Source organism: Streptomyces sp. NPDC088354, from assembly GCF_044753585.1.
Taxonomy (GTDB): Bacteria; Actinomycetota; Actinomycetes; order Streptomycetales; family Streptomycetaceae; genus Actinacidiphila.
The window spans coordinates 128,796-142,555 of sequence record NZ_JBIVNJ010000005.1 but is presented as its reverse complement, the minus strand read 5'-3'; the positions used below and the strand labels follow the sequence as shown (position 1 = coordinate 142,555).

6 protein-coding genes are annotated in these 13,760 nt (G+C 74.3%); 4 read left to right on the top strand and 2 right to left on the bottom strand.

Translation table 11 applies throughout. The annotated features are described in order from the left end of the window. Positions 1-38 precede the first annotated feature (38 nt). Positions 39-881: a sulfurtransferase gene (locus ACIP98_RS10715; protein WP_319659110.1), complete on the bottom strand. Its 843-nt coding sequence runs from the start codon at positions 879-881 to the stop codon at positions 39-41. A 128-nt stretch (positions 882-1,009) separates the two neighbouring features. On the opposite strand from ACIP98_RS10715, the gene ACIP98_RS10710 reads away from it, so the two are divergent. Further along, positions 1,010-1,792 (top strand): VOC family protein, encoded by a 783-nt coding sequence (locus tag ACIP98_RS10710; protein ID WP_319659111.1) that lies wholly within the window; start codon positions 1,010-1,012, stop codon positions 1,790-1,792. A 163-nt stretch (positions 1,793-1,955) separates the two neighbouring features. Here ACIP98_RS10710 and ACIP98_RS10705 read toward each other — a convergent pair whose 3' ends face one another. After that, on the bottom strand, positions 1,956-3,479 hold the full coding sequence (locus tag ACIP98_RS10705; RefSeq protein ID WP_401974991.1) for a hypothetical protein: 1,524 nt from the start codon (positions 3,477-3,479) through the stop codon (positions 1,956-1,958). Between the two features lie 178 nt (positions 3,480-3,657). On the opposite strand from ACIP98_RS10705, the gene ACIP98_RS10700 reads away from it, so the two are divergent. The 3 genes from ACIP98_RS10700 to ACIP98_RS10690 all read left to right on the top strand — a co-directional run bounded on the left by ACIP98_RS10700 (position 3,658) and on the right by ACIP98_RS10690 (position 13,750). After that, positions 3,658-8,820, top strand: a complete 5,163-nt coding sequence (locus ACIP98_RS10700) for a hypothetical protein (RefSeq protein ID WP_401974989.1) — start codon at positions 3,658-3,660, stop codon at positions 8,818-8,820. Positions 8,821-8,886: 66 nt separating this feature from the next. Beyond that, complete coding sequence (locus ACIP98_RS10695; RefSeq protein ID WP_319659114.1) at positions 8,887-9,183, top strand: WXG100 family type VII secretion target; 297 nt, start codon at positions 8,887-8,889, stop codon at positions 9,181-9,183. Between the two features lie 97 nt (positions 9,184-9,280). Then, complete coding sequence (locus ACIP98_RS10690) at positions 9,281-13,750, top strand: FtsK/SpoIIIE domain-containing protein (RefSeq protein ID WP_401974987.1); 4,470 nt, start codon at positions 9,281-9,283, stop codon at positions 13,748-13,750. Positions 13,751-13,760: the final 10 nt, after the last annotated feature.

Sequence of the window (13,760 nt, the reverse complement as noted above, 5' to 3'; positions counted from 1 at the left end):
GTGACGCGCCGTGGACGGACGGGTGGGAGTGCCGGGCCTCAGCCCGGCTGGGGGCCCGTCGCCACGGGGCGGCCGGAGTGCGACCACTCGCTCCAGGAGCCGACGTAGAGGGCGGCGGGAACGCCGGCCGCCGCGAGGGCGAGCACCTCGTGGGCACCCGAGACACCCGAGCCGCAGTAGACACCGACCGCGGTGCCGGCGGTGGCACCGACGCCGGCGAAGCGGGCCGTCAGGTCGCCGGGCGCAAGGAAGAGCCCGGTGGCGGGGTCCACGTTCTCCGTCGTGGGGGCGCTGACCGCACCGGGGATGTGCCCGGCGACGGGATCGATGGGTTCGACCTCGCCGCGGTAGCGCTCCGACGCCCGGGCGTCGAGGAGCACGCCCTCGCGCGCCAGTGCCGCCGCGCCGTCGGCGTCGAGCAGGGGCAACCCGCCCGGGACCGCCGTGAAGTCCCCGTCCCCGTCGGCCGGTGCGCCCGTCTCCAGCGGGAGGCCGGCCGCCGTCCAGGCCGCGAGGCCGCCGTCCAGCACCCTCACCCGCTCGTGTCCGGCCCAGCGCAGCAGCCACCAGGCACGGGCGGCGCCCCAGCCCAGCCAGTTGTCGTAGACGACGACGTCCCGGTCCGGGCCGACGCCCGCGCGCCGCATGGCGGCGGTGAACACCGCCACGTCCGGCAGGGGATGGCGGCCGGCGTCGCCGGGCGGCCCGGCGAGTTCCGTCTCCAGGTCGACGTAGTGGGCGCCGGGGAGGTGGCCGGCCTCGTACTCGGGGCGTCCGGGCGGCCCGCCCATCCGGTAGCGGACGTCGAGCAGGACGGGCCCGCCGTCTGACGCGCCCTTCGGCCGCGCGGCCAATTCGGTTACGGTAATGACAGGATGCATGAGCCCATTGTGGTCACCCGGCACGGGGACCCTGCGGCGCGGCCCCCGGACGCGGCAGGCCCTGTGGTGCGAGCATTGCTGTGGTACCTCCTCCACGACCCCGAGCGCCGCTCCCCAGGAGAGAATTGATGACCGAGGTAGGGAACCGCCACCCGCACGGGACTCCGTGCTGGGTCAGCCTGCTGGCACGCGGCGTCGAGGCCACGCAGGAGTTCTACGGCCACCTGTTCGGCTGGGAGTTCCACCCGGGTCCGTCCTCGCTGGACACCTCTGTGCGCGCCACGCTGAACGGGAAGAGCGTGGCCGGTATCGGCGAACTGCCCCGGGGCCGGCAGCTGCCGATCGCGTGGACCACGTACTTCGCCGCCGACGACGCGGACAAGACCGCCGAACTGGTCCGCGGTTGCGGCGGCACGGTCGGCGTGGGCCCGCTGGACGCGGACGACGCGGGGCGGCTGGCGATCGCCCTGGACCCGCTGGGGGCGGTGTTCGGGATCTGGCAGGCCGTGCGCCACCGGGGCATCGAGACCTCCGGCGAACCGGGCTCGCCCGTGTGGAACGAACTGGTCACCCGCGAGACGTCGATGGTCGCCGCGTTCTACTCGCTGGTCTTCGGCTTCGAGACCCAGCACGTCGTCTCGACCGACTTCGACTACCTCACCCTGCAGCTCGACGGCCACCCGGTGGGCGGCATCCACGGCGTCGGCCGGGGTCTGCCGCGCGATCGCGGCGCGCACTGGATGGCGTACTTCGAGGTGACCGACACCGACGCGGCCGCGCGCCAGGTCGTCGAGCTCGGCGGCAACGTCCTGCGCGCCCCGCGCGACTCCGCGTACGGGCGGGTGGCCACCGTCACCGACCCCGAGGGCGCGGTGTTCACCGTGATCCGCACCGAGCCGCTGCCGGCCTGAGCCGGTCCACCGCCCGGCCGCCCGCGTGCAGGCGGGCGTTCGTCACCGGCTCGGAGACGACCGCCGGCACGTCCTCGGCAGGTCGGCTCCGCGACCGGCGGCCGGCCCCCGGTCGTGCGGGGCCCACCGGCTGACGTCACGGGCCAGGGGCACGAGCCCGGCCTCAGACGGTGCCCGCGTGCTCCGGTGCGGTCTGGACCGGGACGAAGACCTTGTGGCCGAGGATCCCGGTGTCGACGGTGCCGTCCTCCTCGGCGTACCAGCGCCAGTGGGCGCCCGGGACGTCCCCGGCGGCGAGCACGATCCAGCCGCCGTCCCGGGAGGAGAGCCGGGCGAGCGCGGGGAGATCGTTCCCGGTGGGCGGCTGCGCCAGCACGAGGACGCCGGTGACGGGGCCGGTGCGGGTGGCGCTTCGGATGAGGCCGGCACCGACTTCCGGCGCGGGGACGGCCAGCGGGGACCGGGATCCACCGCTGACGTCCTGGAGTCCGGGGACCCTGAGCAGTCCGTGCTGGGCGTGCAGGTCGGGCAGAACGGTGCGGGCCGGGTCGACGGCCACCACGGTGACCGCGGCGCTGTCCTGGCGCGCGGTGTCCAGCAGGCTGCGCACCAGCGCCGCCAGGGTGTCGCGGGCGACGCGGAGGTCACCGAGGATGCTGAGGGTCCCGTTGAGCTGGCCGAGGTCGACCAGGAACTGGGCGTGGCCGCGTCCGGTCACACCCGCTCGGGCCAGCAGCGGCAGGGGCAGGCCGCCGGACTGGGCGTCGTTTTCCACGGACGTGGGGACCCCCGTGCGCTCCCAGCGGGTGGCGTCGAGGGCGGTCCACCGCGCCGGGGCGGGCGCGCCGCCGGCGGAGACGGCGGCGAGCATCTTGGTGGGGAGCGCGAGCACGCTGTAGACCCGGGTGGACGCGCCGGCCGGCCCGGTGACCGGACCGGGTGCGGCCAGCAGCTCGCGCAGGGTGTGCCGTACGACCGGCAGCGTGCGGGTGTCGGCTACCAGGGAGCGGCCCAGGGCGGCCCGGCGCCGGCGGCGCAGCGCGCGCTGGGCGGCCCGCGGCAGGCGCGGCCGCAGGAGACGGGCGGCGGCGCGCAGGGCGGTGCCGGTGCGGCGGGCGATCCGGCCCAGGGTGCGGCGGGCGATGACAAGGACGGTCAGCAGGGCCAGGCCGATGCCGCCGACGACGAGGGGGCCGATCGGAACCCGCCGGCCGGACGCGGCCGTTCCGGTGGCGGCGGGGTCCGGGGACGCCGCCGCGATCGGGACCGCCGCCGTGGCCTCGGGCAGCGGCCCCACCCGCACGCCCTCACCGTTCGCGTCGTCGGGCAGGCGCAGCGCGAAGCCGGGGACCAGTTGCTCGGGCCTGGTGAACGTGGAACCGCCCGGAAGCACGCGGCCGGTGTTGAGGGCGAGGATCTCGGAGAACCGGTCGCCGTCGCCGAGGGTGCGCTCCGCGATGGCGAGGAGGGTCTCCTGCTGTCCGCCGTTCTGCTCGGGGGACGTGACGACGTAGTACCTGACGTCGTCCGCGGCGTCCGCGGTGACCGCTGCGACAGCGATCGCGGTGGCTGCGCGGGCCGGAACCGCCGACGCCGTACGGGCCGGCGTCAGGGCCGTCGCGGCGACAGCGATCCCGAGGGCCAGTACGAGCGCGGCCGGGCGCCTGACCAGGACCGCGACGCACATGGCCGAAACGTTTGCGGAGCGCAATCTCCATCCTCCTGAGCAGTACCCGCCCGAAACGCTGCTGTCATGAACAGTTCACCCGGGCGCGAGAAAGTCATGTTGTGAACTGAGCCTAGCCATACCGGAGTTACTACTGGCACGGCCGAGCGGTGAACGATCGGGGAAGGGCGACAGCGCTATGGCGAGACGGCACACCAGCGGATGGGAAGCGCTCGGCTTCGACAGCGACCCCACCCCGGGCGACCCGGAGGCCATCCGCACCCTCGCCCGGACGTACCGGGACCTGGGCGACCAGGCGGACCAGGCCTACCGGTTGCTCGGCACCGACGCCGCGATCCGGCACGGCAAGGGCCAGGCGATGGCCGCCCTGCAGGACAAGATCAGGGACATGCCGCGCTTCCTGGACCAGACGCGGACGTCCTTCCACTCGGCGGCCGACGCGTACTCCGTCTACGCGGGCGTGCTCACCGAGGCGCAGAGCCTGCTGGACCGGGCGATCGACCAGGGCGGGCCCGTCGCGGCGGCCGCCTCGGTGGTGGTCCCCGACCTGCCCCAGAACGCCACGCCGGAGCAGACGTCGAGCCATGACGCGCAGGTGACGGAGGTCGGCAACGCCAAGTCGCAGCTGTCGGCGGCGGCGGTGCTGGCCCAGCAGGCCCAGCAGATGCGCGAAGACGGGTCCGCCACCGCCTCCCGGGCCCTGGACGCGGCGGCGGACCAGGCCATTCCGGCGCGCAACATCTTCCAGAAGATCGGCGACTGGCTCGCGGACCACCCGATCTTCGAGATCATCATCGGCATCTTCGCCGGTCTCGTCGCGATCTTCTTCCCGGTGGTCGGCATCCTCATCGGGGCACTCGCCTTCGGCTTGTCGGTGATCCGGATGGTCTCCCAGGGGCATCTGGAGATAGGCGAGTTGATCGTCGGTCTGCTCACCATCGTGCCGGGCGGGGTGCTGCTGGGCCAACTGGGCAGACTCGGCAACGTCCTCTCGAAGTTCGCGCCGCTGGGCAAGGCGCTGGCGACCGCGGGCCGTGGCGCGGGCACCATGTCGAACGCGGTCAAGGGCTGGGCGAAGACCTCCACCTTCACCCGCAAGGTCCTCACCCCGCTGGGCCGGGGCGTCAACTACGACGGGCTGAAGGTGAGGCCGGCCTTCGTGGTGACCCAGAAGGCGGTCGCCGAGGGGAGCACCGAGTTCGCGCTCGGCGCGACCGCGACCGTCATCTCGGACGTCGCCGCGGGCAGACAACTGGACGCGGGGAGGATCCTCGCCGGGGCCGCGGTGGGTGCGGCCGTCGGCGGCGGCTTCGCCGTGCTCGGAGGCACGAAGTTCGCCAACAACCTCAAGGACGCCTTCACCACGCAGGGCAGGTTCAAGAGCAACGTCGGCAAGGCGTTCTCGGCGTCGAGCTTCACCCCGGGCAGCCTGCTGCACGTCAACGGCCGCGAGATGCCGCAGAAGACCGGCTTCCACGGGATCACGAGCAAGACCGAGGGCGACCAGACCACCGGCGCGCTGAAGACCAAGGTCACCACGCCGGACGGTACGACCACCGAGACCAAGACCGAGCCGCCGACGCCCAAGCCCGCCTCGACGGCGGACGGGGGTCCGCAGCCGGAGCCGAAGACCACGACGAAGACGACCACCCCGGACGGCTTCACCTCCAAGACCTCGGGCGGCACGAACACGATCGAGAGCCCGCAGGGCGACAAGGTCACGTACGACGGCACCCGGACCGGTGTGGACACCCCGGCCGGCAACGGCTCCCACCTCACCACCACGCTGTCCGACCACGGGTTCACGACGGCGAACGGCCCGTTCGGCGGGGGCGTCACCCAGGGCGCCGACGGCACGGTCGCCTTCAACGGCACCGGGGAGGCGGGGGTCCACGGCCCGAACCCGCCCGCCTTCACGGTCGCGGCCGGCGGTGACATCCACACCGGGGGGCTCACGGTCCACGACGCGGGCGGCACCACCACGGTGTCCGGGGACGGGGTCTCCGTCCAGCACCAGGGCACCGTCACCTCGGTGTTCCACGGTGCTCCGGGCAACCCGCCGGTGGTCACACACGACACCGGGGCCGGTGCGGGCGGGAGCGTCGACGTCAATCTCGCGGGGCACCACGTCACGGCGCCCGCCGACGGCATCGGCCGCGGTGTGTCGCTGCCCGGCCACCAGCACGTCGCCCCGCCCCATGCGGGCGGTGTCCCGGTCCAGGACAATGGAGTGACCGGCACACTGCATCCGGACGGCACCGCGACGGTGAGCTCGATCGGCGGCCCGACCACGCACCTGGCCGGCGACGGGTTCACGGTCGTCCCCGACCCTCACCACCCCGGCACCACGGTGCGGTTCGAGAGCAACGCCGGGCACTACGGACTGGATTCCGCGGTCAACGTGACGACGCAGGGCGGCCCGTCCGTCAGCGCCGACAGCGACGGCATCGTGACCGTGCAGGCCGGCCCGGGCGCCCACGGGGGCACGGCGTTCTTCACTCCGGACGGCGTCACGCTGACCGGCGACAACGGCGCCCCGTTCACCGTCGGCCAGAACGGCTCCTTCACCGTCGGCGGCATCAGCCACAGCGGGAACGGCGACCTCACGGCCGGCGGCACCACCGTCCACGCCGACGGCACCGCCGACTTCACGCAGGGCGGGTTCCGGTACCACGTCGGCGCGGCCGGCGTCATCGCCCCCGCACCCGGCCAGCACGGCCCTCCGGGACCCGACGGTGTCCCGACCCAGCCTCCACCGCTGGCGCAGGCGGCCCCCGGCCACCCGGTGTCCCACGGCAACCTCACGGTCTCCGTGGACGGCCATGGAACACCGACGGTCGGCGTGCAGGGGACGAGCACGGTGGACGCCGGTGGTCACGTCGTGACCACGACGGCTTCGGTGTCGGGCGGCGCCACGACCCTGGACTCCGGCGGATACCAGGTGACCACCGGCCCGAACGGCACGACGGCGACCGGGCCGGGGTTCACCGCCCACCGTGGCCCCGGCGGCATCACGGCGGGCGTGCCGGGCGGCCCGCCCGCCGTGTCGGTCACGCTCGGCCAGAACGGCGGGGCCACGGTCGCCGTCGGCGGCAGCACGACGACGCTCGGCCCGGGCGGCGCCACGACGCACGTGGCCGGTGGCGTGGTGGCCACCGGCAACGGAACGGTCTCCAGCGCACCGGTCGGGCAGGGCACCACCGTGGACACCGGCGCGGGCGGCGCCAGCGCCACCGTGAACGACGGTCAGGGCGGCGCGTTCACCGTCCGCCCCGGTACCGACGGCGCCCACCGCCCGACCGCCGACATCACCCACCCGGACGCCCAGGGCAATCCGGTCCGGGCCCAGGTCGGCGCGAACGGGATCAGCTCGCAGGGCGTCACTGTCCAGAGCGCCCCGGGCCACGACGGCGTCAGCTTCAGCCAGCAGGGCACCACCGCGACGACGACCACGACCTCCGGCGCCGACGGCACCGTGAACGTCACCGGCCCCGACGGCAGCGTCCAGGTCGGCGGCCCGTCGGTCACCGTCTCCAACACCGCGGGGCAAGGCGTCACCACCACGCACGGCACGATCACGGCGGCGGGCAACGGCTACACCACCACGCTCACCCCGGACGGCCACGGCGGCTTCAGCACCCGGACGGTCGACGACACGTCCGGCGTCGGCCACACCGTCGACCCCAACGGGCGTCTGAGCGTGGAGAATTCGCCCAGCGGAGCGACGATCACGGCGACGCGTGACGGGGCGACCGTCCTGACCCCGCCCGGCAAGGGCCCCGCCTACGTCGGCAGCCCCCCGCTCGTCGGCGGCGACAACACCCTGACCAACGGGACGGGCGGCACGACGGTCTCCACCCGGGGCGCCCATCCCTTCGCCGCGCCCGGCACCACCGTCAGCCACAACGGCGACGGACACGTGACCGTCGAGCACGGCGCGGGGACCGGGAGCTTCGGCCCCGGCGGCGTCACGCACCTGGGCCCCAACCCGAACGGCCCGGTCGATGCCCAGGGCAGGCCCGTCGACACGGGCGGCAACCCGGTCGGCAACGGGCCGGGCGAGACACCCGTGTCCACCGTGACCGGCGACGGCCAGGGCGGCATCACCGTGCGGACCCCGGGGAACGGCCCCACGATCCACCACACCGGCGGCTTCGGCGGCCGGTCCACGGTGGACACCGGCAACGTCACGGTCACCAAGTCCGACAGCGGCTACGCCAACGCGACCACACCGGCGGAGAAGTCCGGGGTCCTGCCCGGCAAGGACAGCCCCTTCGCCCCGCAGGGCCCGCCCGCCACCTTCACCGTCGGCGCGAACCACCCGGGCGGGCCCAGCGTCCGGGTGCCGATCTGGGGCGGCGGCTCCGGCGTCACCAGCGGCGGCCTGCACGTCGACCACACCGGCAACGGGACCTTCCAGGTCGGCGGCCCGGGCGGCCCGGGCGACTCCGTCACCGTACGGCCGGACAACAGCCTCACCGGGGGCCCCGGTGTCCACGTCACCGACCACCCCGCCGTCACCCCGCCGCAGGGCGGGCAGGGGCCCTCGATCCCGGCCCACCAGACGGCCACGCTCAGCGACGGCACCACGGTCACCAACCTGGGCGGCCCCGCCACCTTCACCCCGCCCGGCGGCGCCCCGGGCACCACGGTCGACCACGGCACCGCCACCACCACCGACCCCGGCAACGGCGTCACCATCACGCAGAACCCGCACGGCTCGGCCGACTTCGAGTACACGGGCAACGGCGAGAACACCACGCTGCACGTCGGTCACAGCGGAGTCACCGGGTCGGTGGACAGCAACGGCACCACCCACACCTTCACCGCGGGCGACAGCAGCGCCGTCACGGTCCGGGACGCGGGCGGCACCAAGGTCGCCGGCATCGACGGCGCGGGCGGCTTCACCGAACAGCACTCGCCGGTGGACGACTACGCGTTCAACGGGGGCAGCACCCTCAAGCCGGACGACTACCGGGAGTTCGCCTGGGAGGCCGCCCGAGGCGCGCTCAAGGGCGTCATCCAGAACTTCGCGGTCGCCGGTGTCCAGATCGGCCTGGGCGCCGACCCCACGACCGCCCTGGAGAACGCCGCCCTCGGGGTGGGCACCTCGGTCGCCAACAGCGTCACCAACAAGCAGTTGGAGAACAGCCACATCTTCCAGACCAAGGGCCCCGAGGTCCTCTACACCGACATCCCGGTGAAGTTCATCAACACGGCCAACGACAACCAGAACCGGGAACTGCTCAACCCTCCGCAGCCGGAGGGCCCGGTGTCGCTCACCCCGGAGGAGCTGGCCTGGATCCAGGCCGAGCAGAGCGAACAGAGCCCGGGCCAGTAACCCCGCTCCGGCCCGCGACAGCCCGCCCGACCGTCCAGCCCGCTCCACAGGAGAGGAACCGCCCCCATGCCGCAGTTCGACGTCAAGACCGAGATCACCGACTCCACGTCGGCGACCGTGACCAACGAGTACGACCAGGCCATCGCCCAGCTCCGCAAGATCAAGACCGATATCGACAACCTGCTCGCGGACGGCTACCGCACCCCGGCGGCGGAGACGAAGTTCCGGCCGTTCTTCGAGTCCTTCCACAAGGGCTACAACGACGTCATCGAGGGCCTGCCGGGCATCTCCCAGTACGTCAAGAGCGTCGGCGAGGGCTTCACCGAGACCGACACCCAGCTCGGCAACAGCCTCCCCCACTGATCCCTGTCGCCCAGCCCCACGGCGGACGGGCCGGACCGCAGACCTGTCCGGCCCGTACCGCCTCCGTTCGCTTCGGAAGGAACCGAGGAGCAGCCCCATGCGCCTGACCGTCACCGTCGTCGACCCCGATCCCCGGACGGGCCGGGCGGCCGACATCGTGATCGACACCGACCCCGGTGTCCCGGTCGGCGAACTGGCCGGAGAGCTCGGTCAGGCCCTGCTCGGCACCGCGCCCGCCGGCGAGCCGCCCGTGCTGTACGCGGGCGCCGACCGGCTCCCCGCGGAGCAATCCGTGGCCGCCGCCGGACTGCGCTCGGGCGGCCTGCTCGCCCTCGGGACACCGCTCGACGTGCCGCGGGCCGGCCAGGAGCCCGAGGGCGTGGTGGAGTTGCGCGCCATCGGCGGCACCGGCGCCGGATCGGTGTTCCGGCTGCCGCCGGGCAACTTCGACATCGGTTCCGACGCGACGGCCCGCGTCCGGCTGCCCGCCGATGACCTCCCGGGGATCGCCGCCCACCTCGTCGTCGCCGTGAACGGCAGCGTCCTGGTGCGCGCCGCACACGGCGAGACCCTGCGTCTGGACGACAGCGAGCTGACCGGCACCGGGCAGTGGCGGGACTGGCCCGTCGCCGGTGTGCTGACCTGCGGGCCCGTCCTGCTGGAACGGACCGAGGCCACCGCCCCCGACGCCGCCGTGGTCCCCTCGGCCGACGGGACCGGTCTCGACTACAACCGCCCGCCCCGGCTGCTCCCGCCGACCCCGAAGAATCGTTTCCGGCTGCCGCGACCGCCCAGCAAGCAGGCCCGCAACAGACTCCAGCTGCCGATGATCTTCGCACCGCTCGTGATGTCCGGCGCCATGACGGCCCTCACCGGCAACTCCCGCATGCTCCTGTTCGGCCTGCTCTCCCCGGTCATGGCCCTGGTCAACCAGCTGACCGCCAAGCGGCGCGGCAAGGAGACGTACGCGGAGCAGCTCGCCGTCTACAAGGAGACCAAGGCCGAGCTCGACCAGGAGGTCGAGGAAGCGGTCCTCGCCGAGCAGGCCGCCCGCCGGGCCGCCTGCCCCGACCCGGCCACCGCCCTGCTCATCGCCGCCGGTCCGCGCCGCCGCCTGTGGGAACGCCGCTGGCGGGACGACGACTTCCTGCTCCTGCGGCTCGGGGTGGCCGACCGGCCCGCCTGGGTCGAGCTGGAGGACCCGGCCGAGGCCGAGCACCGCCGCCGGGTCACCCGCACCACGCACGCCGTGCCCGTGGCGGTCTCGCTCCGCGACGCGGGCGTCGTGGGCCTGGCCGCCGACGTACGCGCCTCCGACGCGGCGCTCCGGGTCGGGGGCGCGCCTGCCGAGGGCAGTGGCGCCGACGTCATGGCGTCCCTGGCGCGCTGGCTCGTGGCCCAGGCCGCCGTCCTGCACAGCCCGTCCGACCTGCGCATCTACGTCCTGTCCGGCTCGTCCGGCGCGGACCGCTGGTCCTGGGTCCACTGGCTGCCGCACTGCGCCCCGCAGGGCGAGGACACCGTGAGCCTCGTCGGGTCCGGCGCCGAGTCACTGGGCCGCCGCGTCGCCGAGCTGAGCGCCCTGATCGCCGCCCGGAGGGCCGCGGGCCGCAACGCTCCGCGCGGCGGCGCCGCCGGTGAGCCCGACATCCTCGTGGTCCTGGACGGCGCCCGCCGGCTGCGCGCGCTGCCCGGCGTCATCCAGATCCTCCGCGACGGCCCCGAGGTCGGGGTGTACGCGCTCTGCCTGGACGACGAGGAGCGGCTGCTGCCCGAGGAGTGCCAGGCCGTCGCCGTCGCCGGGGTAGGCGGTCTGTGGATCCGCCAGGCCGGAGTGGAACCGGTGACCGGCGTCCTCATGGACGCCCCCGAGCCGGCCTGGTTCACCGGGGTGGCCCGCGCGCTCGCCCCCGTACGGGACGTCGGCGACGACGCCGAGGAGGGCCTGCTGCCCACGTCGGCGCGGCTGCTGGACGTGCTCGGTCTGGAACCGCCCACCGCCGAGGCCGTCGCCGCCGCGTGGGCGGTGTCCCCGCGCAGCACCAGGGCCGTGCTCGGGGAGGGCGTCGACGGCCCGTTCGCCGTCGACCTCAGGGCCGACGGGCCGCACGGCCTGATCGCCGGCACCACCGGCTCCGGCAAGTCCGAACTGCTGCAGACGCTCGTGGCCTCGCTGGCCGTCGCCAACCGGCCCGACGAGCTGAACTTCGTCCTCGTCGACTACAAGGGCGGCAGCGCCTTCGCCGAGTGCGAGGACCTCCCGCACACCGTCGGCATGGTCACCGACCTCGACACCCACCTCGTCGAACGCGCCCTGACCTCGCTCGGCGCGGAACTGCGCCGCCGCGAGCACATCCTCGCCGACGCCGGCGCCAAGGACATCGACGACTACACGGACAAGCGCGCCCGCCGCCGCCAACTCGGCCCGATGCCACGGCTCGTCCTGGTCATCGACGAGTTCGCCTCCATGGTCCGCGAACTGCCCGACTTCGTCTCCGGACTGGTCAACATCGCCCAGCGCGGCCGGTCGCTCGGCATCCACCTGATCCTCGCCACCCAGCGCCCCTCCGGCGCGGTCACCGCCGACATCCGCGCCAACACCAACCTGCGGATCGCCCTGCGCACCACCGACCCGGCCGAGAGCCGGGACATCATCGACGCCCCCGACGCCGGCCAGCTCTCCCCCCGCACCCCCGGCCGCGCCTACGCCCGCCTCGGCCACGCCGTCCTGCTGCCCTTCCAGACCGGCCGGATCGGCGGGCGCCGCCCCGACCTCACCACCACCTCCGAGGGCGACCACCCGGCCCCCCTCCTCACCGAACTGCACTGGGAGGAACTCGGCGACCCGCCGCCCGCCCGCCGGGGGGACGGCGAGCAGCGCGCCGTCCAGACGGTCACCGACCTGGCCGTCCTGGTGCAGGGCATCGGCGCCGCCGCCGAACTGCTCGGCATCCCCGAGCCCCGCCGCCCCTGGCTGCCGCCGCTGCCGGACTCCTACGCGCTCCCCGAGGGCAGCGGCCCGTCCTACGACGCCGAGGGCCGCCTCACCCCGGTCACGTTCGGGCAGGTCGACGTGCCCGCGGAACAGGCCCGCACCGACCTCGTCCTCGACTTCGACGCGATGGGCCACCTCCACCTCATCGGGGCGCCGCGCAGCGGCCGTTCCCAGGCGCTGCGCACCCTGGCCGCCGCCGTCGCCCGCGACCACAGCACCGCCGACGTCCACATCTACGGGCTGGACTGCGGCAACGGCGCCCTGCAGGCGCTGGCCGAACTGCCGCACTGCGGCGCCGTCGTGGACCGCGGCCAGGTCGAACGCGTGGTCCGGCTGCTCAACCGGCTGGTCGCCGAACTCAACAGCCGCCGCGCCCAGCTCGGCCGCGGCGGGCTCGCCGACCTCACCGAGCTGCGCCGCCGCCGCAGCCCCCTCAGGCGCCCACCGCACCTGCTGCTCCTGGTCGACCGCTTCGAGGCGTTCGAGCGCGACTTCGGCACCTACGACCAGGGCAGCGTCATGGAGAAGATGCTCCTGCTGCTCCGCGAGGGCGCCGCCGTCGGCATCCACCTCGTCCTCACCGGCGACCGGATCCTGACCTCGTCCCGGTTCGTCTCCACCACCGAGGACAAGCTCGTACTGCGGCTCAACGACCGCAACGACTACTCCGCCGTCGGCGTGCCCTACCGGGAGATACCCGCCGAACTGCCCGCCGGCCGTGCCATCCGGCTCAAGGACACCTGCAGCGTCCAGATCGCGCTCATCGACCCCGACCCCAGTGGCGCCGCGCAGGCGGCCGCCCTGGACCGGATCGCCAAGCTGACCGCCGAACGCGACCGCGCGGTACCGGCCCAGCTCCGTCCCTTCCGGGTGGACGTGCTCCCGGACCGGTTCTCCTTCGAGGACGCCCTGACCCGCATCCCCGAGGGCGCCTCCCCGCTGTGGGCGATGGTCGGTGTCGGCGGCGACGAACTCTCCGCCGTGGGAACGGACCTGGCCGCCGTCCCCACCTTCGTCATCGCCGGGCCGCCCCGCTCCGGGCGCAGCACGGTCCTGCTCACCATGGCCCGGTCCCTGCTCGCCCGCGGCAACAAACTGGTCGTCGTCGCCCCCCGGCCGTCCCCGCTGCGCTCCCTGGCCGGCCGGCCGGGTGTCGTGGACGTCCTCACCGATCCCGACGTGGCGCTCGCCGACTTCCGCAAGGCCCTGCACGGCGTCGACAGCCCGACCGGCGCCATCCTGCTGGACGACGCCGACATGCTGGCCCACTCCGAGATCGACTCCGACCTCACCACCTTCGCCCGCGGGGCCGCCGGGGACGGCTGGGGCCTGATCGCGGCCGGCAACAACGAGGCGTTCCTCAGCAGCATGAGCGGCTGGCAGGTCGCGCTCCGCCGCAACCGCTGCGGTGCGATCCTCGCCCCGCGCAACCTCAGCGACGGTGAACCCGTCGGCGCCCGTCTCCCGCACGGCCTGCTGGGGGCCGACCCCGAACCCGGCAGGGCGTACCTGCACCTCGGGGACGGCAGGTACGTGACCGTCCGCGTCCCCGAGCCGGGCGGCGGGCGCTGAACACCGCGCC

Bases quoted from the DNA above. Each gene is read 5' to 3' on its own strand.
- ACIP98_RS10705 (WP_401974991.1), bottom strand. From the start codon at position 3,479: ATGTGCGTCGCGGTCCTGGTCAGGCGCCCGGCCGCGCTCGTACTGGCC.
- ACIP98_RS10710 (WP_319659111.1), top strand. From the start codon at position 1,010: ATGACCGAGGTAGGGAACCGCCACCCGCACGGGACTCCGTGCTGGGTC.
- ACIP98_RS10690 (WP_401974987.1), top strand. From the start codon at position 9,281: ATGCGCCTGACCGTCACCGTCGTCGACCCCGATCCCCGGACGGGCCGG.
- ACIP98_RS10695 (WP_319659114.1), top strand. From the start codon at position 8,887: ATGCCGCAGTTCGACGTCAAGACCGAGATCACCGACTCCACGTCGGCG.
- ACIP98_RS10715 (WP_319659110.1), bottom strand. From the start codon at position 881: ATGCATCCTGTCATTACCGTAACCGAATTGGCCGCGCGGCCGAAGGGC.
- ACIP98_RS10700 (WP_401974989.1), top strand. From the start codon at position 3,658: ATGGCGAGACGGCACACCAGCGGATGGGAAGCGCTCGGCTTCGACAGC.